This is a genomic window from Siphonobacter aquaeclarae, assembly GCF_900103285.1.
Taxonomy (GTDB): domain Bacteria; phylum Bacteroidota; class Bacteroidia; order Cytophagales; family Spirosomataceae; genus Siphonobacter; species Siphonobacter aquaeclarae.
The window spans coordinates 169663-193783 of record NZ_FNGS01000004.1 but is presented as its reverse complement, the minus strand read 5'-3'; the positions used below and the strand labels follow the sequence as shown (position 1 = coordinate 193783).

14 protein-coding genes are annotated in these 24121 nt (G+C 55.1%); 11 read left to right on the top strand and 3 right to left on the bottom strand.

What is annotated here, in order from left to right; translation table 11 throughout:
- Positions 1-362: 362 nt before the first annotated feature.
- Both BLR09_RS11195 and BLR09_RS11190 read left to right on the top strand, forming a co-directional pair.
- The gene (locus tag BLR09_RS11195) at positions 363-3536 is read left to right on the top strand and encodes a SusC/RagA family TonB-linked outer membrane protein (protein ID WP_093201817.1); all 3174 of its coding nucleotides are present in this window, start codon (positions 363-365) and stop codon (positions 3534-3536) included.
- Between the two features lie 11 nt (positions 3537-3547).
- Entirely contained in the window at positions 3548-4990 is a 1443-nt protein-coding gene (locus BLR09_RS11190; RefSeq protein ID WP_093201814.1) for a SusD/RagB family nutrient-binding outer membrane lipoprotein, read from the top strand.
- Positions 4991-5111: 121 nt separating this feature from the next.
- Here the strand turns inward: BLR09_RS11190 and panC are convergent, their stop codons facing one another.
- The gene (panC, locus tag BLR09_RS11185; protein ID WP_093201811.1) at positions 5112-5951 is read right to left on the bottom strand and encodes a pantoate--beta-alanine ligase; all 840 of its coding nucleotides are present in this window, start codon (positions 5949-5951) and stop codon (positions 5112-5114) included.
- A 218-nt stretch (positions 5952-6169) separates the two neighbouring features.
- Here panC and BLR09_RS11180 point away from each other — a divergent pair, with 218 nt between their 5' ends.
- The 4 genes from BLR09_RS11180 to BLR09_RS11165 all read left to right on the top strand — a co-directional run bounded on the left by BLR09_RS11180 (position 6170) and on the right by BLR09_RS11165 (position 12133).
- The gene (locus tag BLR09_RS11180; RefSeq protein WP_093201809.1) at positions 6170-6979 is read left to right on the top strand and encodes a glycogen/starch synthase; all 810 of its coding nucleotides are present in this window, start codon (positions 6170-6172) and stop codon (positions 6977-6979) included.
- 346 nt (positions 6980-7325) lie between these two features.
- Complete coding sequence (locus BLR09_RS11175) at positions 7326-8942, top strand: M20/M25/M40 family metallo-hydrolase (protein WP_093201806.1); 1617 nt, start codon at positions 7326-7328, stop codon at positions 8940-8942.
- A 58-nt stretch (positions 8943-9000) separates the two neighbouring features.
- Entirely contained in the window at positions 9001-10440 is a 1440-nt protein-coding gene (locus tag BLR09_RS11170) for a hypothetical protein (RefSeq protein ID WP_093201804.1), read from the top strand.
- A 73-nt stretch (positions 10441-10513) separates the two neighbouring features.
- Positions 10514-12133: a Na+/H+ antiporter gene (locus BLR09_RS11165; RefSeq protein ID WP_093201801.1), complete on the top strand. Its 1620-nt coding sequence runs from the start codon at positions 10514-10516 to the stop codon at positions 12131-12133.
- Positions 12134-12394: 261 nt separating this feature from the next.
- Here BLR09_RS11165 and BLR09_RS11160 read toward each other — a convergent pair whose 3' ends face one another.
- Positions 12395-14941 (bottom strand): TonB-dependent receptor, encoded by a 2547-nt coding sequence (locus BLR09_RS11160; RefSeq protein WP_093202845.1) that lies wholly within the window; start codon positions 14939-14941, stop codon positions 12395-12397.
- Positions 14942-15150: 209 nt separating this feature from the next.
- Here BLR09_RS11160 and BLR09_RS11155 point away from each other — a divergent pair, with 209 nt between their 5' ends.
- The 5 genes from BLR09_RS11155 (at position 15151) to BLR09_RS11135 (ending at position 23083) form a co-directional block, all read left to right on the top strand.
- Complete coding sequence (locus BLR09_RS11155; protein WP_093201799.1) at positions 15151-15837, top strand: response regulator transcription factor; 687 nt, start codon at positions 15151-15153, stop codon at positions 15835-15837.
- Positions 15827-17170: a sensor histidine kinase gene (locus BLR09_RS11150; protein ID WP_093201796.1), complete on the top strand. Its 1344-nt coding sequence runs from the start codon at positions 15827-15829 to the stop codon at positions 17168-17170. Before BLR09_RS11155 ends, BLR09_RS11150 begins: the two co-directional genes overlap by 11 nt.
- 114 nt (positions 17171-17284) lie before the next feature.
- Complete coding sequence (locus BLR09_RS11145; protein WP_093201794.1) at positions 17285-18463, top strand: efflux RND transporter periplasmic adaptor subunit; 1179 nt, start codon at positions 17285-17287, stop codon at positions 18461-18463.
- A 51-nt stretch (positions 18464-18514) separates the two neighbouring features.
- Complete coding sequence (locus tag BLR09_RS11140) at positions 18515-21670, top strand: efflux RND transporter permease subunit (protein WP_093201792.1); 3156 nt, start codon at positions 18515-18517, stop codon at positions 21668-21670.
- A gap of 24 nt (positions 21671-21694) precedes the next feature.
- Positions 21695-23083 carry an efflux transporter outer membrane subunit gene (locus tag BLR09_RS11135; RefSeq protein ID WP_093201789.1) on the top strand — a complete coding sequence of 463 codons (1389 nt, stop codon included), beginning with the start codon at positions 21695-21697 and terminating at the stop codon, positions 23081-23083.
- 160 nt (positions 23084-23243) lie between these two features.
- On the opposite strand, the gene BLR09_RS11130 is transcribed toward BLR09_RS11135, so the two are convergent.
- Positions 23244-24020 (bottom strand): penicillin-binding transpeptidase domain-containing protein, encoded by a 777-nt coding sequence (locus BLR09_RS11130; RefSeq protein ID WP_093201787.1) that lies wholly within the window; start codon positions 24018-24020, stop codon positions 23244-23246.
- Between the last annotated feature and the right edge of the window lie 101 nt (positions 24021-24121).

Sequence of the window (24121 nt, the reverse complement as noted above, 5' to 3'; positions counted from 1 at the left end):
TCATATTGATGATAAAATAAGGTAATGTTAATATTTGGAATATTATTAAATTATTCTGCTTTGTTTGACGAATTTTATACCTAAGTATCTGTATTTCTGGTTATAATATTTTGTATTGTATCGTATTGATAAAATATTCATTTTATTTTCGTTGTGTTTTTGGTAATATTGAATGCTGTTACCGGGCCGGAGCCCGTATTCCGGTCTTTCTTCCCATTTAAAACGAAACGAAAATGACTCTTCAACCGGTAGCCTCCGATTTCCCGTAGGCTGTACTCACCTTCCTTTCTGACAGGTTCTTCCCGCTTTCTTCTCCGAAGCGGGCCGGTCGTGTATTTCATTCACTTAACGGGTTACACATCATGAACAAACTCTTTACACTATTCTTTTTACTGGCAGGTTTCTGGGCGACAGCGCAGGATCGCCCGCTTTCGGGCGTGGTGACGTCGGCCGAGGACGGCCAGCCGCTTCCCGGCGTGTCCATCTCGGTGAAAGGGCAGACGAAGGGCGCTACTACCGACGCCGCCGGCGCGTTCAAGCTGTCTGTTCCATCAGGTAGCGTATTGGTATTCAGCTATGTAGGGTTTACAAGTATGGAAGTGAAGGTGGGAAATGAAAGTACCCTCAATGTGCAGATGGCTGTCAGTGCCAAAAGCCTGACGGAAGTCGTCGTAACGGCCCTCGGCATCGAACGGGACAAAAAAGCATTGGGTTACAGCGTGCAGGAACTTAAAAATTCGGAACTGACGCAAGCCCGCCCGACCAACCTCGTCAACGCGCTTTCCGGTAAAATCGCCGGTATCCAGGTTACCAGTTCTAATGGCCAGCCCGGCGCTTCTTCCCGCATCATGATCCGCGGCGCCAACTCCATCGGCGGAAACAACCAGCCGCTGTTTGTGGTCGACGGTATTCCCATCGACAACGGCAGCTACAATACCGCCGCCAGCGCTTCGGCTACCAATACGAACAACGTGTCGGTCGACTACGGTAACGGCGCCTCTGCCATCAACCCCGACGACATCGACAATATCTCCGTGCTGAAAGGGGCAAATGCCGCTGCGCTGTATGGTTCCCGGGCGGCCAACGGGGTTATCCTCATTACAACAAAGTCAGGAAGGGGATCGAAAGGAGTCGGTATCTCCGTCAACTCCAACATCACCTTCGACAAGCCGTTCCGCCTCCCGGAGTGGCAGAACGGATACGGCCAGGGATTCTCGAAGGTCAATGCAGACGGGACCTATGGAGGGGGCGTATTCGAGTACGTAGACGGAAAAGGCGGCGGTATCAACGACGGGGTCGACGAAAGCTGGGGCCCGAAAATGGACGGCCGCCTCATCGCCCAGTACAACTCGCCGATCGACCCGGCTACCGGCAAGCGTGTGCCTACGCCCTGGATTGCCCATCCTGATAACGTCAAAAACTTCCACCGGACCGGTATGACCACCACCAACAACGTGGCGATCACCGGCGGCAGCGACAAAGGAGACTTCCGCCTGTCATTTACCAACCTGCATCAGGATGGTATGTATCCGAATACCAACTACAAGCGGAAAAACCTGGCTTTCAACGCCAGCTACCACCTGACGCCGAAACTCAACGCCCGGGCGTCGGTCAATTACATCAAGGACGGCTCCGACAACCGCCAGAACCTGAACCTGTACTGGATCTGGTTTGGCCGGCAGGTAGACCTCGCCGATCTCAACCAGGAAGTAGAACCCGGTACTGATCCGAGCCAATGGCCGGTGCAGCGCAACTGGAACTCCAACTACTGGAACAACCCGTATTACGTACTCCGCCACCAGACCTATGGCAACGACAAGGACCGGGTAGTGGGCAATGTGCAAATGACGTATCAGGTGCTGCCGTGGCTGAAGGTAATGGGCCGTTCGGGTACGGATTTCGGGCTGGATCGCCGCATTACCAAACGTGCCAAGGGTGTAGGTCTGGTCAACGGCGAATTTGCTGAAGACAACGTCTATGTCCAGGAAACCAATACAGACTTTCTCGTAACCGGGGATAAGCATTTCGGGGACTTTCAGGCGACAGTAAGCGTCGGCGGAAACCACCGCTACAGCTATTTCCAGCGGGACTACCTCCAGGCGCCGGAACTCAAGATTCCAAACCTGTATAACATCGCCAACTCGGCCGTTCGTCCGAACGTCTACAACCGGAGTACGAAGAAATCGGTCAACTCACTCTATGGATCGGCCTCGTTTTCCTATAGGGATTATTATTACCTGGACGTGACGGCGCGGAACGATTGGTCGTCGACCCTTCCTGCCGGCAACCGGAGCTATTTCTATCCGTCTGTCTCCGGTAGTGCGGTATTGTCGGAAGCGCTTGGTTTTAACAGCGCCACGGTTTCGTACCTGAAAGCCCGCGCAGGCTGGGCACAGGTAGGGAATGATACCGATCCGTATACCACGCAGCAGGTGTATCAGGCGGAAGACGCCTGGGGTTCGGTCACGACATTCTCCGAAAATAACCTGATCTACAACAGCAAACTGAAACCCGAGCAGACGACGGCCTTCGAGGCCGGGATCGAAGCCCGCCTGTTCCGGAACCTGATCAACCTGGAAGTAACCTATTACGACAAGGCTACTTCCAACCAGATTCTCCGCGCCAACGTACCGCTGAGTTCCGGGTACTACAACTCCGTAATTAACGCCGGGAAAATCCGCAACTCCGGTATCGAAGTAGAGCTCTCTGCGACGCCCATCAAACTTGCCAACGGTTTCCGTTGGGATGTAACCCTCAACTATGCCCGCAACCGCTCGGAAGTAGTGGACCTCGGCGGTCTGTCGAACTACCAGATCAATACCGGTTCCCTCCTGCGGAATGTGATCCTGGAAGCGCGCCCCGGCTCGCCGTACGGCAACTTCTACGGTACCTATACCCGCCGCGCGCCGGACGGGCAGATGATTATCGACGCCAGCGGTTATCCGGTGATGTCGTCCGACCGGCGGGTAATCGGCAATATCATGCCGAAATGGACAGGCGGTTTCCAGACGTCGGTATCGTACAAGGGAATTACGCTCAGTACCTTGTTTGACGCACGCTTCGGCGGACAGATTTTCTCCCAGGGGATCAACATCGGCCGGTACACGGGCGTGCTGAAGGAAACGCTTCCGGGCCGGGAGTCGGGAAATATCGTCGCCCCCGGCGTAACCGAAACGAAGAACGCCGACGGCAGCTTCACCTATGCGCCGAATACCAAGGCTGTGTTGCTTCCGGAAAACTACTACCACAACTTCTACAACCGGAACAACAACGAGAACTACATGTTCGACGCTTCCTACGTGAAGTGGCGTGAGCTGCGGGTGAGCTATACCCTGCCGCAGAAATGGTTTGGCCGGACGCCCTTCCGCGGTGTAACGCTCTCGGCAGTAGGCCGCAACCTGGCGCTCCTTTACAAGAACGTCCCGCACATCGATCCGGAAACGAGCTACTACGGCGACGGAAACGTTCAGGGCTTTGAAAACGGCAACCTGCCGTCGGCTCGCAGCATCGGTTTCAACCTGGCTTTCGGCCTTTAACGACAGACAACATGCGACTTCTCCATAAACTTTCCTGTTCGGCGGCGCTTCTTGCCGGGTTGTTCCTGGCGACGGGCTGCGAAAAGAACTTCGACGCCATCAATACCAATCCCAACGATCCGACGGTATTGCCGCCTGAGCTGCTCATGCCCCACGGCATCAAGCTGGCTGTGAATACGACCTGGGGCGGCTCGCTCGGTCAGGACGTAGGCTCCTGCTGGTCGCAGCACTGGGCGCGGATTCAGTACACGGAAATCGACCAGTATAATTTCACGACGGACGTACAGGATTCTCCCTGGCAGGCTTACTACATCGAAGCCAATGCGGATTTCGAAAAGATCATCGACCTGGGCAAGGCCGGCGGCAACGAAAACTACCAGGCCATCGGCCTCATCATGCGGGCGTATACCTTTTCGCAGCTGACGGATATCTATGGCGATATTCCGTATTCCCAGGCGCTTCAGGGAACGAAGGGAACGGTCTATCCGAAGTATGATACACAGAAAGCCGTCTACGCCGGTCTGGTGAAAGACCTCATGACGGCCAGCGATCTCATCACTGCCAAGACCGTCAGCAAGGAGGGCGATATTCTTTTCGCGGGAGATATGACGAAGTGGAAGAAATTCGCCAATACTCTCAGCCTGCGCCTGCTCATCCGCATGCTTGGCAAGGCGGACGCGACGATAGATGCGAAGGCGGAAATCGACCGCATTCTCGGTAATCCGGCAAAGTACCCGGTGATGACGGCCGTTTCGGATAACGCGAAGCTCGTATACCTCACCGACGCGCCCAACAACAACCCGATCAACCAGAACCGGAAAACGCGTGACGATCACCGGGTTTCGAAAACGCTGGTGGATAAGCTGCAGGCGCTGAGCGATCCCCGTCTGGGGGTGTATGCCAATAAGGTGGGTGACAAGTACGTCGGCGTACCGAACGGGCTGTCAAATACCGATGCCGGCGCGCTTGGACTGGCTCAGACGTCGAAAGTAGGGGATTACTTCGTTCAGGCGACGGCCCCCGCCGTGCTGATGACTTTCGCGGAACTGAACTTCATCAAGGCCGAAGCGGCGTTGAAAGGGGTAACATCGGCGGGGACTGCCGCGGCAAACTATGCTGCCGGTATCAAGGCTTCCATGGATCAATATAGCCTGACGCTGCCTGCCGCCTATCCGACGACGCTGCCGGCTGACGCCTCCACGGCGCTGACACAGGTACTGGAGCAGAAATGGCTGGCGCTGTTCGGGCAGGGTATTGAAGCCTGGACGGAGTTCCGGCGGACCGGCGTACCGGCTCTGAAAGCACCGGCGATTAACTACAACGCCGGACAGATCCCGTCCCGCCTGCCGTACCCTTCTTCCGAAGAAAATCTCAACGGTACCAACATGAAAGAAGCCCTCGGCAACATGGGCGGATCGAATAATATGCAGACCAAACTCTGGTGGGCGAAATAACAAAAAGGGCGTTCCGGCCCGGAACGCCCTGTATTTTTTTCTCAGTCAGCTGATCACTTCATCTCAAACAATACACTTCATCTCAGACGATTATGCCCGGTGAAAGCCGGGCTTTTTTTTGTCAGTGAAGAAGGACGTTATCGATCAGCCGGACCTTACCCAGGTGCGCAGCAAGTGTCAGGGCTGCTTCTTGTCCGGGTTGATAGCTTTCGAGGGAAACGAGTCCGGTGGTATCGGCAATGTCGAAGTATTCCAATCGGAATTCAGGCCGGGCGGCGAAGGCCGCTTCGAGCGAGGCTTTGACGTCGTCTACCGGTGTGCCGGCTTTCAGCGATTCCGCGGCGCGTGTCAGCTCCGCATAGAGGAAAGGAGCTGCGGCCCGCTCTTCAGGTGTAAGGTTTCGGTTACGGGACGACATAGCCAGGCCGTCGGCCTCCCGGACCGTCGGAACGATGACCTGCTCTACCGGGAAGCTGAGGTCTTCAATCAGGCGCCGTACCACCAGGCATTGCTGGAGGTCTTTCTGGCCGAAATAAACCCGGTCGGGCGAGACGATGTGCAGGAGTTTGGAAACCACCACGCCGACGCCGCTGAAATGCCCGGGGCGGAAAGCGCCTTCGAGCACCCGCTCCAGCGGCCCGAACTGCATGGTCAGGGCAGGAGGGGTAGGGTACATTTCTTCGACAGACGGAGCGAAGACGGCGTCGCAGCCGACGGTTTCGAGAAGCCTTACGTCGTCTTCCAGTACCCGCGGGTAGCGGGCCAGGTCGTCTGTATTGTTGAACTGAATCGGGTTGACGAAAATACTGCAGACGCAGAGGTCATTGGCGGCGCGGGCGGTGCGGATGAGGGTCAGGTGGCCTTCGTGCAGGGCGCCCATGGTCGGGACAAATCCGACGGATTTTCCGGCGTGCGCCGCCAGGTACGCGCGCAGGTCCTGGATGTGGTTAAAAACGTGCATAGGCAATCAGTCCGGGTGCGTCCAAAGAAGATATAAGTGTTTTGGCGAGATCCCTGATAGAGAGAAACACCCGGGGGCTTTCGAATGGGAAAGTTTTCCGGCAAAATCGTGCAAGTATAGTTTTTTTGAAATTATTTCATGGGAATCGGCTAAATTTTTTATATTTTTGCAACCGATTTTGGAATATCCTTACCCATTCCGTAAACTCTTGATGCCCCATGAGTAAACTCCGGATTTTGTACGTTGCCAGTGAGATCAATCCCTTTTTACAAATCACCGACGTTGCCGAATACGTGCGAAAACTTCCCCAGGCGATGCAGGAGCGGGGAATGGAAATCCGGATCCTTGTACCACGGTTTGGACTGATCAACGAGCGCAAAAACCGCCTCCACGAAGTAGTCCGTCTCTCCGGAATTAACATTTCAGTAGGAGATGACGAAAAACCCCTGGTAATCAAGGTCGCATCCGTTCCCAGCGCCAAGCTGCAGGTGTATTTCATCGACAACGAAGACTATTTCCACCGGAAGTCGGTCTTCTTTGACAAGGATGAGAAGTTCTACGACGACAACGACGAGCGGGCGATCTTCTTCTGTAAAGGCGTGCTGGAAACCGTCCGCAAGCTGGGCTGGTCTCCGGACATCGTCCACTGCAACGACTGGATGACGGCGCTCATTCCCCTGTACCTGAAGACGACCTACCGCAACGACCCGATGTTCAAAGACACAAAGTCGGTGTTTTCGGTCTACAACAATCCCTTCAGCTACAAATTCACGGAAGAGCTGCTCGACAAGGTGAAAGCGATGGACATCAACGATGAGATGTTGCTCAGCCTCAGCTCCCTGGATTACGACGGATTCATCAAAATCGGCGCGCAATACGCCGACGTGGTCGTCAAAGCCGAGGAAGATTACAGCGAAAGCGTGAATCAGATTCTGAATGCCCTTCCCGACAAGAAAGTCGATCTACCCGAAGAGCAGGAACAGATTTCGGATACGTTCTTTTCCCTGTACACTGAACTGATGAGTTAAGAAAGGGATACTCCAGGCAGGAGAGCCCGTCGCATCAGCGGCGGGCTTTTTTTAGTGCTGTAAGCTTTAGGCAGTAAGCTGTAAGCGGAAGCCCGAGCCTGTCTCCCGCAGCCTACTGCCTAAAGCCTATAGCCTACAGCTTTCAGTGCTGTAAGCGATAAGCAGTACGCTGTAAGCGGAAGCCCGAGCCTGTCTCCCGCAGCCTACTGCCTAAAGCCTATAGCTTTTAGTGCTGTAAGCGATAAGCAGTAAGCTGTAAGCGGAAGCCCGAGCCTGTCTCCCGCAGCCTACTGCCTAAAGCGTACTGCCTAAAGCTCTTGTAACCCTACTAACACTATCTCCCTCTATGCGCCGCATTCTCCTGTTTCTGTTCCTTCCTTTCCTGGGTTACAGCCAGGTGCCGGGCGATGTTCTCCGGCACCTCGGCCAGATCGATACCACACGCATTCGCGGCCACGTGGCCTACCTGTCGGACAACCGCCTCCAGGGCCGGAAACCCGGTACGCCGGGGTATCAGATGGCGGTTGATTATGTCACCGGACAATTTGCTGACATGGGGCTTGTACCCGCCGGCGAAAACGGTACCTGGCTGCAGCCGGTATACCTGCGCAAATCCAGACTGAATGCTTCGGATGCCGCAGTAAAGTTTTCGGATGGAACGCAGAAGACGCTCGCTTTTGGCGAAGATGTAATCGTGTATCCCCATCCCGAAAAAAAGGAAATCAGCATAGACGCCCCTCTGGTATTTGTCGGTGCAGGTCTCGATGCGCCGTCCCTGGGCTATGACGACTACAAAAACATAGACGTGAAAGGCAAGGTAGTTATTCTCCTTCGCCGGACGCTCGACCACCTGCCCGCCAATTACAAGCTCCACCTGCAGTACGCCGCAACGCTCCAGGAGTTTGCGGCGAAACATGGCGCGGCCGGGCTCCTGGTCTGTACCTATGCTTCCAACAAAGTATTGTTCAAAGCTTCGGGGACGAATATCCAGCTCAACGGTATCAATGCGGCGTTGTCGAAAGACGGTCGCCGCGTGAGTTGTTCTTCCCATTTCGGCGGACCTATTCAGCTGGCCGGAAGTCTGTCCGTACAGGCGCTGCAGCAGATCATGGATGCCGAAGGGGTTCGCCTGGATAGTCTCTGGCAGGCGCTGGAAAAAGGGCAGTATGTGAGCCGTGCGCTCAAGACCCGGATTCAGGCATCCGTTTCCAGCCGGTTTGAAGACATCGTCAGCTACAACGTTGCAGCGAAACTCGAAGGCTCGGACGCAAAGCGAAAGAAAGAATATGTCATCCATTCCGCACACCTCGACCACCTCGGAATCGGTAAGCCGGTAGCCGGGGATTCGATTTACAACGGCGCGCATGACAATGCCTCGGGTGTTGCCTGCGCCCTGGAAATCGCGCGGATGTATGCAACGCTGAAGAAACGACCGGCACGATCGCTGGTGTTTCTTTTTGTGACAGCGGAAGAAATGGGTCTGCTCGGCTCCGGCTACTTCAACGCGTTTCCGACGGTATCGCCGATTGTTGCGGATGTCAATACCGACATGCCGACGTTACTCACGCCGCTTGAGTCCATCGCGCCGCTGGGCGCCGAACACAGCAGCCTGATGAAAGTGGTGGAGCAGGCGGCCTCGCTGGCGCATTTGCAGGTAGAACCTGACCCGGATCCGGCCGAAGGACGGTTTGTCCGCAGCGATCAGTACAACTTTGTCAAAGCAGGTATTCCGGCGCTTCACATCAAGTACGGCTATGCTAAAGGTACTCCGGGACTTGCCGAGAAGGTAAAAGTCTGGCGGGAAGCACATTACCACAAGCCGTCGGATGAACTGAACGATTCCTTCGTCTGGTCGGCAGCCCAAAAATACGTGGAAGTCAACTTCCTTACCAGCTACCTCATCGCGCAAAACAGCAAGCGCCCTTCCTGGAAAAAAGGCGATCTCTTTGCGGTGAAAAAATAAGCAGGGCCAATAATTCTCTTCCGGGCGACGTTCCGGAAGGGAGTCTTATTCCTTCACTATGAAACGATCCGCCTTCGCCCTGCTCCTGCTGGGGGGACTATGGCCCCGGCTCGACGCCTGCTCGGAAGATACCCGGACGGAGCAGCAGTCCGTTGCCGAAGTCCCGTTCCGGGAAGTAAAAACCATCCGCGTCACCAAACCTTCTCTTGCCGAAATTCCGGACTTTACCATGCCGAAGGGCAGCTTCTGGTCGGGTATGAAGCTCGGCAGCGGACGGTTGAACCTGTCCCGCGACTTTATCCGCAAAGGCAATACCTATTTCCCGATCCGCGACGTGGTGGAAGCCGTGGCAGAGGGGAAAATGTCGAATGCCGAGGCCCTCAGCTTTTTAAAGAGCCTTCCGGCAGGTACCGGCTTTTACGAGATGCTGGGCGATGAAGACCTTAACAAACGGGGAGGAGCGCTGCATGGCCTGTGGACTAACCCTGTGACGGTCAACCCGAAAGACATTGTAACCTTCTTTACCAATCTCTGGAATTCCCGCATTGGTGATTTTCGCCTGGGTACCCCGAAGGTATTGTTCGATCTGGATCTGGAGGGATTTCCTCCGGCGTGGATGAATAATCAGGTACTGGCGGAAGGGGTGCGTCAGTTTCGCCAGCAACATCCGGAAGTCGAATTTGCCATGTACGCGTCAGGGCGGGCCAACCTGTATCCCGGAGGCCCGGGCGGCGTGCAAAACCGCTATGGAAACGTTGGAGGTGATGTACGGCACGAGATTTACGCCAAAGCCGGTTTCACTTATTTCGAAATGATACCTTACGCGCATTTCGAAGAGCCGCTCATCGGCCCTGGTAAGCCCTACGCCGACTTTGCCGACTATGCCCGTAGAAGCAGCCTTCATATCGGCAAAGCCCTGAGCTGGCTGGATGCCCGGGCCAGATTTGCCGGAAAAGGCTACAAAGGCATGAGCTGGATTATGACACGGTACGAAGGCGGCGACTGGAACATGGTAGCACCGCATATCATCGAATCACTACCGCTGTGGTTTCAGGTGACGGGTGCCGGGCGCTCCGGAGGTGGTCTCTGCAATTGGCATCAGGGAGATATTCCGCTCAATGTTTCCGATTTCGCGTTTGAGGCGGGCAAGTGGCGGGTATCCCGTTTCAATCAATTCTGGGAAGATCCTGAAACAGAATACGACATCCGTCCGGAAATTTCGCTGGATGGCGGAAAGACGTGGACGCCGGAAGGCGCTTCGCCCTGGCCCGGCCGGCCGGATGACTGGAGTCCGGCCCGTTTCCGCTGGTTTTACGACGATCCCAAGCCTATCGGCGTTCGTGCCGCCCGGCTGAAAAACCGCCTTATCGTCGTTGCCGCGCACCGGGCAGGACTCGAAGCCGGTGAAAGTCAGACAATCTGGTGCCGCTACGAAGGAAAAGTCTGGAAGCTTGTCATTCCCTACCAGACCGTTGTAGCAGGTACGGTGACACTCTGAGCGGGTTTTCTCCGAAAAAACTTTCCTTCTCCGGCTGAATCGAGTAGTTTCCGAGCCTGACCAAACGACCGCTGTGGAAATACTCGAACCCGTTTTGATACTCATGGCCATTCTGGCCGGGCTGGCAGCCCTTTCTCCACGTCTGCGGGTACCGTATCCGGTGCTGCTGGTGGTGGGAGGGCTGCTGTTCAGTTTTATTCCCGGGCTACCGGACATCCGGCTTGAGCCGGACGTGGTATTCCTCGTATTTCTTCCGCCGCTGCTGTATGAGGCCAGCTGGAAAATCTCCTGGCACGACCTCAAAACCTATCGCCGACCTATATCCCGCCTGGCGATCGGGTTGGTATTTCTGACGACGACAGTTGTGGCGGCAGTCGCCCACTATGTCATTCCCGGCGTGAGCTGGCCGGTGGGGTTTGTACTGGGCGCGATTGTATCTCCGCCGGATGCTGTCGCGGCTACTTCCGCGACCAAGGGCCTCGGCCTGCCGAAACGCGCATCGGCTATTCTGGAAGGAGAAAGCCTGATTAATGACGCCTCGGCATTGATTGCGTACCGGTATGCGGTGGCGGCGGTGGCGAGCGGTACGTTTGTTTTCTGGAAAGCCGGACTGCAGTTTTTACTGGTATCGGTGGGCGGTGCGGCCGCGGGTGTACTTGTCGGGATCGTCTTCGTCAAGGCATTTAAAAAGGTGCAGGGTAATCAAATGGTCGAGGCAAGCCTGAACATTCTCGTACCCTTTATTTCGTATCTCTTTGCGGAACATATCCGGGTATCCGGAGTACTTTCAGTGGTGGCGACGGGACTGTATGTCTCGTGGCGTTCGTCGGAGTTCTTTTCCTATCAGGGTCGTATTCTGACGTCTCATTTCTGGGAACTGATGGGTTTCCTGCTCAATGGTTTTGTATTTATTCTGATTGGTCTGCAACTACCCGTGATCATGGACGCGGCGCCGGACCGCTCGCTCACCCGCTGGATCGGATATGGTCTGCTGGTTAGCGCGGCGGCGATTCTGGTGCGGATGGCGTGGGTATTCCTGATTGCGCACCTGCCGTTCGGAATGAGCTCGCTTAACGGCGAGCCGGTTGCCGACCGCCGGAAGATGCGCCGCGAACTCTTCATTGAAGCCTGGGCGGGTATGCGGGGAGTGGTGTCGCTGGCAACAGCACTGGCTCTGCCGCTGACGCTCCAGAGCGGCCGGCCGTTTCCGCACCGGGAGCTCATCCTGTTTATCACCTTTGTCGTGATTCTGGTGACGCTGGTGTTGCAGGGCCTGTCGCTGCCGTATTTTATCCGTCGCCTGGGTGTGCGGGAGGATCCGGAGAAGATCGCGTCGACAGAACGGCGTTTGCGGTTGCAGATGGCCCGTCATTCCCTGCGGTTTATCGAAACAGAACTGAGTAACAATCTTGATGAACCTGTCGTCCGGCAATTGCGCCAGCGGTTCGAACAGCAGATCAATTACCTGAACGGTTTTCTTCCCGAGAAGAAAGAAGAGTCGAATACGAAGAACATGCGGAAAGCCTTTAAACAGTATCTCTTTGGCGAACTGGAGCTGATTTCAGCCCAGCGGAGCCAGATTGTTTCGCTGCTCAAGGAAGAAAAGTACCCGGAAGAACTGATCCGGAAGATCGAAGGCGAACTGGATCTCTGGAATCTCCAGGTACAGTCCCGCCAGACAGCTGCGAAATAAAAAACGCCTCCGGCATTACCGAAGGCGTTTTCGTATAGTCTACTCAAAAAAATGTGTTGAACCGGGGTCGTGACCCCTTTCCGGAAAGAGGGTACCAGGGAGGATGGCGGAAGGTTACAGTGAGGAGAGGGAATTTTCAGAAATGGCCCACGAAACGCCGAATGAGAAGTGCCGATGGAAGGGTCTTTGCAAAACAAACGGTAAAGGCTTCCGGCATAGCCAGAAGCCTTTGACAAATTAACTCTATTCACTAAAAAAAGCTTATCGGGACCGGCCGCCGCCACTTTGCTGACCACCCTGCTGCTGCTGGTTCTGGTCGCCACCTTCCTTGACGTCGTCGTTGTTGACCGACTTGGTTTTCTTACGGCTTGGTTCCATGCTCATCTTGCCGATTTTGTAGGTAAAGGTGAGCCGGATACCCCGGTTGTACATGTACATGTTGCTGACCTGGGTAAACTGCGGAGAGGTCAGCTCCGTGTGGATGCGAATATTGGAGGTCAGGAAGTTTTCGGCTGCAATACCAATGCTTCCCTTCTTGTTGGCCAGGTCTTTCCGGACACCCACGGAGTAGAAACCGAAGCCGCCCATCCGTCCCTGCAACTGTACCTGAGGTCCTCTCATCATACCAAAGCCCTGGATACCCCATCCGTTTTTGAGCTGAGCGCTGAGCATGCTGCCGAAATCCACGTTTACGCCGGAGTTCTTCGCGTCGATTGAGGTTCCGTCTACACCCGTCGTTTTTCCCTGGAGGGTAGTGTGCAGGATGTTTGAGAACAGGTTCCAGCTAATTTTTGGCGTGAGCGCGATGTTGGCGAAAATATTCGTGCCGAATGCATGCTCGCTTCCGATGTTCTGGTATGTCGTGAGGATAGATCCTGCAAGGGTGTCTATCGGCGTCCGTACCTGTGTAATCAGGTTGTCGGTAAACCGTCCGAAAAACGCCACGTTGAAGAACGTCTTCCCAATGTTTTTACTAAGACCCAGTTCGACGTTGTCTGTCAATTCCGGATTCAGGTACGGGTTACCCATCGAGATATTCTGCGGGTTCGCCGTATTAAAGTTCGGATTGAGTTGCTGAATACCCGGGCGTTGGATACGCCGGTTGTAGGCGAGTTTAAGCGTAGCGCCTTTCAGTTGTTTCGACAGGTTAATACTCGGTACCAGGTTTCCGTAGTTCGGAATGTTGATCTCGGTATGGTTTGCCGTCGCGCTGATGGTCGTATACTCGTACCGCAGACCCGCCTTCAGGGTGTATTTGTTTGCCGTCGTATACGTGTAAGCCGTATACGCGGCGGCAATATTCTGGTTGTAATCGAGGGTACCGGAGGGGTTATTTTCCTGGGGAGAATAGCCGCCCGTCGGGCCTGCGACCAGATACTGATAGTCGCTGTTTACTTTCCGCAGAATGCCTTTTGCTCCGAATTCGATCATCTGGTTTTTCTTGATGGGCGTCTGGTAGTCCGTCTGGAGGGTAAATTCCTGGTTTACGTTGCCGTTCAGGTTACGCTGGCGGCCGGCCAATGACCCGCTTTCGAGGATATTTGCATCGAAATTATTCGTCAGGTCATTGCGGCTGTACAACGTCGAAATACTCCATTCCTGCTGGGGCTTGAACGTGCGAAGGTAATCCACGTTTGCGTCGATGGTATTGGAGTGGTTCTTCGTATCGACGTTCCGATTGGATGCCGATCCCGCGACCGCGTTTGTGTAGATTTGGGTCAGGTAATCCTGCGTCTGGTTCATGTTCCGGAGACCATACCGGACACCGGCCGTCAGGCTCTGGTTCTTCGAAATATCATAGTCGAAACCGAGGTTGTAGCGGCCAAACATGCCGTTGCTGTTACCGGTACCGGTCTGCGAGGTTTTGATGGTATTGCCGTTGACAAGGCTCGTCTGTTCGAGGGATGATTTCGTCGGCGTGTTGTAGTTGGCCCGTCCGAAACCACCCAGGGAGATCCCCATTTTACCTTTCCGGTAGTTGCCGTTGAGGCCGAGCATCGCGCCGCGGTTACCGGCGCCGGTGTCTACGTTCAGGTTAAGCCCCTGAAGGGAATTTTTCTTTGTGATGATGTTGATGATCCCGCCTGAACCTTCTGCGTCATACTTCGCGGAAGGCGAGGTGATAACTTCCACGGTCTGGATCTGGTCGGCCGGAATTTGTTTCAGGGCGTCGGCGACGCTGCTTGCCACGATCGTACTGGGCTTGTTGTTGATCAGCACACGGATGTTGGAACTTCCGCGGAGGGAGACGTTTCCGTCGAGATCCACGGTCAGCATTGGTACTTTCCGCAGGATGTCGGAGGCGTCGCCGCCTTTGGCAGCGATGTCTTTGTCTGCGTTGTAAACCAGGCGGTCGACCTTCTCCTCGATGAGGGCTTTCTGGCCGGTTACGGTCACTTCTTCGAGCGTTTTGGCGGTCGAAACAAGTTTTACCGTTCCCAGGTCGAGTGATTTTCCGTCGGCAACTTCCAGGTTATCAATGGTTTTGGTCTGGAAGCCGAGGAAGGAGATTAACATTTTGTAGGAACCGGCCGGTACTTTGGAAAGGGCAAATTTGCCTTTGTCGTCGGCCGAGGTACCGTCAACCGGCTTTCCGGTTGCTTTGTTGTAAATGGCAACGCTCGCAAACTCCACGGCTTTGCCGGCAGTGGAATCCACGATGATACCGGAAATCCGGCCGGTGCCCTGCGCAACAGAGGCTCCCGCAGGAGCAGTCCCCGAACCCGGGGCGCCTTGCTGAAATTGCGCTTGTGCGCCGAAGGCCAGCAGCAGTAGGAGGAAGGAGAGATATCGCTTCATTGTTTTCATGTCCGTCAGAATGAACGGTACAAAAGTGGCTTCGCCCGACCGGGCCCGGAAACGAATGTTACCGAGTGACGGTTTCGGGTGGACGAATCCCGTGATCCATCCGACGAAATGAAAGGCTCTTTTTCCCCTTCCAACAGATTTTTGACAGAATTGAACCGTTATTTCGTGATTGGCCGGCAGGGGTCCGGTCCTCGTCAACGAAAGAATCCATGAAAATTCTGCTGGTCGAAGACGAAAAGCTGTTGTCCGACAGCATCCGTTCCGCCCTCGTACAGGAAGGTTTTTCGGTCGATACGGCCTTGTCGTTCCGGGAGGCCCGGGACAAGCTGGTGGATAAGATTTACGACGTCGTGGTGCTCGACCTGAACCTGCCCGGCGGGCTCGGATTCGACCTTTTCGGGTATATCCGCGACATGGAATCGCACCCGGGCGTGTTGATTATTTCGGTGCGGGATAGTCTGGACGACAAGCTCCGGGGGCTCAACCTCGGCGCGGATGACTACCTTGTCAAGCCGTTTCACCTGGATGAGCTCACCGCCCGTATCCGGAGTATTATCCGGCGACGGTACCCGACCGACGCGGACGAGCTCGTTTTCTACAACCTTTCCTATGATATGACTTCAGGTCAGGTAAAAGTGAACGGGACCGAAATGCACCTGACACACAGCCAGTCACAGATTTTATACTACCTTTTGATTAATAAGAATCGGACAGTATCGAAGGAATCCCTCTCTGATTATGTGCTGAAAGACGACATTGATATGGTGGATTCCTTTGACTACATCTATACCCATATCAAAAACCTCCGGCAGAAGCTCCGGAAGGAAGGTTCCGAAGTAAGTATTGTGACGGTGTACGGAATGGGGTATTCACTCAAGAAAATGGATGGCAACTAATCAGTACAACAAGCGCTTTATTACCAAAATCCGGAAGGAATATGCCATCGTCCTCCCGGTGATGCTGGTGTTGATCATCCTGTTCAATAACCTGGCGATCGATTTTTACTACAAAGTCATTTACTGGAACCGGTTTCGCAGCGCTGCCGCCGAAGTAGCCGATTATGCCCGCGAGCATCACAGTTTTCCGAACCACCCGGAAGTAACCGTGAAGAAGCTGGCGCCCGGTACGAAATCCTATACCTATTACGGGTATAACTTCCGGGAAATACCCGACCCCGCGCACGAGCCGGGCGTTTTTTCGCGCCTGTTTTTGCGGGACCACCTGCACAACCGGCGGGTGAAGGAGTATGTCACGACGGTTGCCCTGCCCGAAGGCCTGTTTGAAATACGGGTAGCCAAAATTGAGCTCAACGAGCCCGGCGGGCCGGAGCGGGAGGCCGTTCTTTTTGCCGTAGCCTGTTCGCTGGTCCTTTTCCTGTTGCTGAACTGGGGCTTTTTTCAGTTTAACCTCCGGCGGGTATCGTACAACCTCTGGCGGCCGTTCTACAAAAACCTGCGCCGCGTCAATTCCTATCACATCCGCAGTGCGAAGCCCCTGCAATTGGTGGAGACAAATATCCGGGAGTTTGAGCTGTTTAACCATGCCATCCTCGACTTCACCAACAAAACCCAGGCGGCTTACAACCAGTTGCGGGAGTTTACCGAAAACACGGCGCATGAATTGCAAACGCCCCTGAGTATCCTTCTCGCGAAAGTCGAACTGATCCTGAAAAAGAACGACCTCGACGCTGCCAATCGGAAAGAGCTTCTCGAAATCAAGAAGACCATCGTCCGGCTTTCCGGTATTCAGAAGGGCCTGAACCTGCTGTCGCGTATCCGCAGCATTCAGTACGGCGGAAATGTGGAAAAAAAGACGATGCTGATCACCGGCGTGATCCATGACAGTGTTGAGACTTACGAGGAACTGATTGAATACAAGGGTATTACCCTCGAAACGCTGGAAGACGACCCCGAGCCGGTTGCCACCAATGAAGAACTGGTGCGGATACTGGTGGATAATTTGCTTCGCAATGCCGTTCAGCATAATCATACTGACGGGAAAATCCGTATCGCCGTCCAGCCCCGCGGATTTGAAATCGCGAATACCGGCGCCGTGCCGGAATCTCCGGGCGATAATCTTTTTGCCCGCTACCATACCCGCTCGCAGGACAACGGTCGCCTGGGGCTGGGCCTCGCTATTGTGGAGGCGATCTGTGACACCCTGGATTTCAGCTGCCAGTACTATTACCGCGACAATCTTCACTGCATCCGTATCTCCTGGGAACGGTAAGCGTCAGAATCTCGACAGATTCTTTCTGTTGTTTTGGCTCAAACCTGCACGGCAGTCCGGCTTCTGAACCCAACAGAAAAGGCCGTCCGTGCACAAAAGCCATACTCTTCCCTTATGTATTTCTCTCATCGCATTCCGGCCACGTGGGGTTTGTGTGTGTTGTTACTGGCTTCTTCCTGCGGAAAAAATGAAAACAAGCAGCAACAGCAGCAACAGGCAGGCAAGGACCAGCCGAAGGAGTACCCCGTCGTTGTGGTAGCCCGGCACGATACCGAGCTGTATACCGACTACCCGGCTACCCTTCAGGGGCAGCAAAACGTTGAAATCCGCCCGAAAATCGACGGATATGTAGAAAAGATTCTCGTCGACGAAGGAGCGCTCGTCCGCAAGGGCCAGCTCCTCTTCCGCATTCAGGCTCCCCAGTACGAGCAGGAAGTGCGGACAGCCGAAGCCTCCATCAAAATTGCCGAGGCAGAAGTCAACGCCGCCCAGATGCAGGTCAACAAAGTGAAACCGCTCGTACAGAAAGATATTATCAGTCACTACGAGCTGGAATCCGCCGAATACACGCTTCAATCCAAGCAGGCGGCACTTGCGCAGGCGAAGGCTACGCTGGCGAATGCCCGTGTGAACCTCGGCTATACGTCGGTGACCAGTCCGGTAGACGGCGTCATCGGTCTTCTTCCGTACAAACTCGGAAGCCTCGTCAGCAGCAATACAACCCAGCCGCTGACGACCGTCTCGAATATCGGGAACGTCTATGCGTACTTCTCTCTGAACGAAAAGCAACTGCTCGACCTCTTCCGGGACGTAAAAGGCAATACCCTCCAGCAAAAACTGGCGACGCTGCCTAACGTACGCCTCGTACTTGCCGACCGCTCGGTGTATTCCCGTACGGGCCGGGTAGAAACGGCCAGCGGACTCATCAGTACGGAAACCGGTTCCGCCAGTTTCCGGGCGACGTTCCCCAACCCCGACGGATTTCTCCGGAGCGGCAGTACGGGCGCCGTGCGCGTTTCTTCCCACCTGAAAGACGCCCTTATCATCCCGCAGAAAGCGACCTATGAGCTCCAGGGCAAGCGCCTGGTGTACCTCGTCGGAGCCGATAACAAGCTGAAAAGCACGGAAGTAAAGGTGACGCCGACGACCGACGGACAGTCGTTCATCGTACAATCCGGCCTCAAGGACGGCGACAAGATCGTCGTGGAAGGTATTGCGGGCGTACGCGACGGCGCCGAGATCAAGCCGGCGGTAGTGCAGGCCGACAGCGTGCGGAAAATCGACGATAACTAGTCCTCACCTCCGGGAAACATCCGTTTTCCCGGGTTTTCAGGAAGATAGCTCATGTTAAAGAAATTCATCCAGCAGCCGGTATTATCCACGGTGATATCGGTGATCATTGTGATATTGGGGATACTCGGGCTGATTTCGCTGCCCGTCTCCCAATATCCGGAAATTGCGCCGCCGACCGTCCAGGTATCGGCATCTTACACCGGCGCAAACGCCAGCGTTGTGCTCAATTCCGTTGTCGTTCCGCTTGAGGAGCAGATCAACGGGGTGGAGAACATGACGTACATGACCTCTACGGCGGCGAACGACGGCTCGGCCACGATTACCATCTATTTCAAGCTGGGGACCAACCCGGATATGGCGGCGGTAAACGTGCAGAACCGCGTTTCGCGGGCGACGAGCCTCCTGCCTGCGGAAGTAACCCGGGCGGGGGTCATTACGAGCAAGCGGCAGAGTAGTAACGTATTGATTTTTACGCTGTATAGCGAAAATCCGGCGTACGATCAGACGTTTTTGCAGAACTATGCCAACATCAACCTGGTGCCGCAGATCAAGCGGATTACGGGGGTAGGGGATGCCAGTGCATTCGGAACGCGGGATTATTCCATGCGTATCTGGCTCAAGCCCGATGTCATGGCAAACTACGGGTTGATTCCCGACGATATTTCAACAGCGCTTGCCGAGCAGAACATCGAAGCCGCTCCGGGTCAGTTCGGTGAAAACGGCGATCAGTCCTTCCAGTATGTCATCAAATACCCCGGTCGACTGAAGACGCCGGCGGAATTCGAAAACATGATTATCCGGGCGACTGCAGGCGGGCAGGTACTCCGCTTGAAAGACGTAGCCCGTCTCGAACTCGGCGCGCAGAGCTATGCCAGCGTTTCGACTTCGGGCGGGCATCCGTCTGTCGTATTGGCGATTAACCAGACGGCCGGCTCCAACGCCCAGGAGGTTATCGAGAACTCCCTGAAGGTCATTGACGAAGCGTCGAAATCCTTTCCGCCGGGTATCAAATATGCCGAGCTGCTCAATGCCAACGACTTCCTGAACGCCTCCATCGAAAAAGTAATCCACACGCTGGTGGAAGCCTTTATTCTGGTGTTCATCGTTGTGTTTTTGTTTTTACAGGACTTCCGGTCTACCCTCATTCCGGCAATTGCCGTGCCGGTGGCGATTATCGGGACGTTTTTCTTCCTGTATGTCTTCGGATTTACGATCAACCTGCTGACGCTCTTCGCCCTCGTACTCGCGATCGGGATTGTGGTGGATGATGCGATTGTGGTGGTCGAGGCCGTCCATGCCAAGCTCGACATCGGCTATAAATCAGCCCGGAAGGCATCTATCGACGCCATGAGCGAAATCAGCGGCGCGATTGTCTCCATTACCCTCGTCATGGCGGCGGTATTCGTGCCGGTTAGTTTTATCAGCGGGTCGACGGGCGTGTTTTACAAGCAATTCGGTCTGACGCTGGCGGTGTCCATCATCCTCTCGGCGATCAACGCGCTGACGCTCAGTCCGGCGCTGTGTGCATTGTTTCTGAAGCCGCACGACAAAAGTCACGCGTCGAAAAGCTTCCTCCAGCGGTTTTACGCCTCGTTTAACGCCGGCTTTGAGGCTGTAACGGGCAAGTACAAGCGGTCGATCGAGTTTTTGTCGCACCGGAAATGGCTGGCGCTCGCCGGGATCGCCATCTTCGCGCTGATTTTCGGCTGGCTGATGAAGACGACGCCGTCCGGTTTTGTTCCCAACGAAGACCAGGGGACCATCTTCGCGAACATCACGCTGCCTCCGGCTTCCTCACTTGAACGTACGACGGCCATTGCAGACGAAGTAGATAAAATCGCACGGTCGCTGCCTGCTGTCAATATGACCACGCGCATCGCCGGGCGGAGTATCATCTCCGGAGCGGGTAGTTCGTACGCAATGGTTATCATGGAGCTGAAAGACTGGAGTTTACGGAAGGAAGATATCAACGCGGTGATCGGGCAGCTGTTTGCGAAGACGGCGCACCTCAAGGAGGCGCAGATCTTCTTCTTCTCGCCGCCGACGATTCAGGGTTTCGGGACGTCCAACGGGTTTGAATTTCAGTTGCAGGACCGTGCAGGCGGAAGCATCGATGATCTTTTCAAAGTCAATACTACTTTCCTGGAAGCGCTGAACAAGCGGTCGGAGATTCAGTACGCGACGACGTCGTTTAACCCGACCTTCCCGCAGTACCTCATCAACGTAAACGTGGCGCGTACAAAGGAGGCCGGTTTGACGGTCAATTCGGTCCTTAACGCCCTTCAGGGATATTTTGGCGGGGTGTATGCCTCCAACTTCAACCAGTTCGGAAAGCAGTACCGCGTCATGATACAGGCTGATCCGGCATACCGGGCCAATCCGGAGAGCCTCAACGCGATCTATATCCGGAATGCCAACGGAAAAATGGCGCCTATCACGGAGTTCGTGACGATGGAACGGGTATACGGGCCGGAGACGATCTCCCGGTTCAACCTCTTTACCTCGGTATCCATTACCGGTTCTCCCAAGCCGGGCTTCAGTTCCGGGGAGGCGATCAAAGCCATCCAGGAAGTGGCAGCTGAAAAACTGCCGCAGGGGTATGGGTATGAATTCTCGGGTATGACGCGGGAAGAGCTCATCAGCGGCGGGCAGACCGTCTATATCTTCCTGCTCTGTCTGGTGTTTGTGTACTTCCTGTTGAGTGCCCAGTATGAAAGCTATATCCTGCCGTGGGCGGTGTTGTTTTCGCTGCCGGTGGGTTTGGCGGGGACGTTCATATTTGCGAACCTCTTCGACGTCAGCAACAACATCTACCTGCAGATCACGCTGATCATGCTCATCGGGTTGCTGGCGAAAAACGCTATCCTCATTGTGGAGTATGCCGTGGAGCGGAGGCGACGGGGAATGCCCATCGTCCAGGCAGCTATTGAAGGGTCGGTGGCACGTCTGCGCCCGATTCTGATGACCTCCTTTGCCTTTATCCTCGGTCTGGTGCCGCTGATGGTGGCAAGTGGCGCGGGTGCACTTGGAAACCGTTCGATCGGTACCGGGGCCGTCGGCGGGATGCTCATTGGTACGCTGTTCGGGGTATTCGTTATTCCTGTACTGTTTATCCTGTTCCAGACGCTGCACGAAAAGATCAGCGGCCCGCCGAAGGCACATGCTGACGAAGAAATATCTCACTCGGAGCTGATGGCCGGAAACTAGTCCGGCAAAAAGATACGATTCACCATGAATAACATACTGAAACAGGCACTGGGCGCGCTGACGCTCGCCCTGCTCCTGGCCTCCTGTAAAGTGACACAGCCTTATGAGCGTCCGGCTGTCCGGACGCAGGGGCTGTACCGGGATGTTGCGGCGACGGATACGACGTCCCTCGCCGACACGCCCTGGGACCGGCTGTTTCCCGATACCCTTCTGCAACGCCTGATTGCGGAGGGTATCGCCAACAACCTGGACCTGAAAACAGCCATGACCCGCATTCAGGCGGCGGAAGCTAACCTGGCACAGAGTAAGATGGCATTCTTTCCGTCGGTAACGGGTAACGGCGCAACGTCTGTCGCGAAGGTGCCCAATGTACCCAGCGCGGCAACGGGCTTTGCTTCCCGCCAGTATCAGCTCTATGTCAACTCCAGCTGGGAAGCGGATATCTGGGGAAAACTCCGGAGCACAAAGCGCTCGTATGTAGCGGCGCTGCTGCAAAGCGAGTCGTACCGCCGGGCAGTCCAGACCCAGCTTATCGCCAATATTGCCAATGCGTATTACTCCCTGCTGGCCTATGATGCGCAGCTGAAGATCACGCAGCAGAACGTCGATATCTGGATCGAGAATGTCAGTACTATGAAAGAACTGAAGGAAGCGGCGGTAGTTACCGGTGCGGCCGTTGTACAGAGCGAGGCGAGCCGGTATGCCGCTGAAGTGACGATTCCGACGCTGAAACAATCCATCCGGGAAACGGAAAATGCCCTTTCTGTTTTGCTTGGGCGGGTACCCGGACCGATCTCCCGGACCACGATCGAAGCGCAGCAGGTACCGGACAGCCTGACGACGGGCGTGCCGGCACAGTTGCTCAGTCGGCGGCCCGATGTACAGCAGGCGGAATATGGTCTGATCAGTGCATTTGAGCTGACTAACGTGGCGAAAACCTATTTCTATCCGTCGCTCACGCTGACCGCCAACGCCGGGTTTTCGGCAGTAGCCCTCGGAGATCTGTTTAAAAGCGCCTCCATTTTCGGGAACCTGGCGGCTGGGCTGGCGCAGCCGATTTTCAACAAAGGCCTGAATACCCAGCGCCTGAAGGCGGCGCAGGCAACGCAGGAGCAGTCGCTCATCGCGTTTCAGTCGACGCTCCTGACAGCAGGACAGGAGGTATCCAATGCACTTTTTGCGTACCAGACGGCGGGCGACCGAGCGGTATTGCGGACCAGGCAACTGGCCGCTCTCGAAAAATCTGTGGAATACACGAAGGAACTGTTGAAATACAGCTCGGCGAATTACACGGAAGTGCTTGTTGCCCAGCAGAGTATGCTTACGGCTCAGCTGAACAGTGTTGGCGACCGGTTGCAGCAGCTGCAGTCGGTAGTAAACCTGTACCGGGCATTGGGCGGGGGATGGAAGTGATCCTGCGTCTGACAATACCCCCTCCACCGACCCCGAAGGGGTCAAACGTCAATAGCCCCGGGCACCGCCCGGGGCTATTCGTATATAAAACGTCATTCACCCCCGGGCCACGGCCCGGGGCTATTCGGGTTTGACCCCTCCGGGGTCTTTAGGCCGCACATCAAAATCCATTCTCCCCCAATACCTTTCTCGTCACGTCCTTCCGGCAGCGACTGAAATCCGGGTTTTTATCCGTGCGGGGTTTGGTCAGGCGGGTGGCGAAGAAGCAGACATCGCCGTCCTTTTCCACATACCCGATCCACCAGCCGATGTCTTTGCCGTCAATCATCCCCCAGCCGGTTTTGGAGCGGATTACCCGGCCGTCTTTTTCTTCCGTAATCATCACTTTTTTCAGGATGGAAAAGCTGCGTTTGGAGAAGGGTAGCTTTTCTTCGTAGATCTTCACGAGGAGTTCGACCTGGTTGCGCGGTGTAATCTTCAGCGGGCCAAAGTTCCAGAAGTCGCCTTTCTTCACTTCGGCATTCCCGTATCCACAGGCAGTCAGGAACTGGCGGTACCGTTTCGGGCCGATTTTCTTCGCCAGCTCGATGAATACCCATCCTGCCGAAACCTCAAAGGCTTCTTTCACAGACATGTCATGGTAAATATCCGGGCGGTAGCCGTAAATCGTCGTGTCGGTTTTTCCAACCCAGCGGACTACTTCGTTTTCATCCCGGATGACGCCCGTTTCCAGCGCAATCAACAGGTTGATGACTTTGAAAGTGGAGGCCGGCGGCGTCTGTACGCGACTATCCGCGTCGTCGGTAACGACCCATTGCTGGCGCCGGTACTTGTACAGCGTGGTACTGCCGGCAAAACCGCAGCCGGATACGGGAGGAACGGACTGCCCGGACACAAAGCCGGGCAGCAAAAGCAAAAGCAGGGAGAAAAAGCGCATAACGGTTGGTTTGAACTCCTCAAACGCGGTGGCGACTGCCCTTGTTTTGCCGCTTGAGAAAGAATTAGTTAACGGTCAGATTGTCAGGGAGATAATTTGCT

Excerpts from the sequence above, each read along its gene's own strand:
- BLR09_RS11130 (WP_093201787.1), bottom strand. The coding sequence starts at position 24,020 with ATGCGCTTTTTCTCCCTGCTTTTGCTTTTGCTGCCCGGCTTTGTGTCC.
- BLR09_RS11180 (WP_093201809.1), top strand. The coding sequence starts at position 6,170 with ATGAGTAAACTCCGGATTTTGTACGTTGCCAGTGAGATCAATCCCTTT.
- BLR09_RS11160 (WP_093202845.1), bottom strand. The coding sequence starts at position 14,941 with ATGAAAACAATGAAGCGATATCTCTCCTTCCTCCTACTGCTGCTGGCC.
- panC (WP_093201811.1), bottom strand. The coding sequence starts at position 5,951 with ATGCACGTTTTTAACCACATCCAGGACCTGCGCGCGTACCTGGCGGCG.
- BLR09_RS11135 (WP_093201789.1), top strand. The coding sequence starts at position 21,695 with ATGAATAACATACTGAAACAGGCACTGGGCGCGCTGACGCTCGCCCTG.
- BLR09_RS11170 (WP_093201804.1), top strand. The coding sequence starts at position 9,001 with ATGAAACGATCCGCCTTCGCCCTGCTCCTGCTGGGGGGACTATGGCCC.
- BLR09_RS11190 (WP_093201814.1), top strand. The coding sequence starts at position 3,548 with ATGCGACTTCTCCATAAACTTTCCTGTTCGGCGGCGCTTCTTGCCGGG.
- BLR09_RS11155 (WP_093201799.1), top strand. The coding sequence starts at position 15,151 with ATGAAAATTCTGCTGGTCGAAGACGAAAAGCTGTTGTCCGACAGCATC.
- BLR09_RS11145 (WP_093201794.1), top strand. The coding sequence starts at position 17,285 with ATGTATTTCTCTCATCGCATTCCGGCCACGTGGGGTTTGTGTGTGTTG.
- BLR09_RS11140 (WP_093201792.1), top strand. The coding sequence starts at position 18,515 with ATGTTAAAGAAATTCATCCAGCAGCCGGTATTATCCACGGTGATATCG.
- BLR09_RS11195 (WP_093201817.1), top strand. The coding sequence starts at position 363 with ATGAACAAACTCTTTACACTATTCTTTTTACTGGCAGGTTTCTGGGCG.
- BLR09_RS11175 (WP_093201806.1), top strand. The coding sequence starts at position 7,326 with ATGCGCCGCATTCTCCTGTTTCTGTTCCTTCCTTTCCTGGGTTACAGC.
- BLR09_RS11150 (WP_093201796.1), top strand. The coding sequence starts at position 15,827 with ATGGCAACTAATCAGTACAACAAGCGCTTTATTACCAAAATCCGGAAG.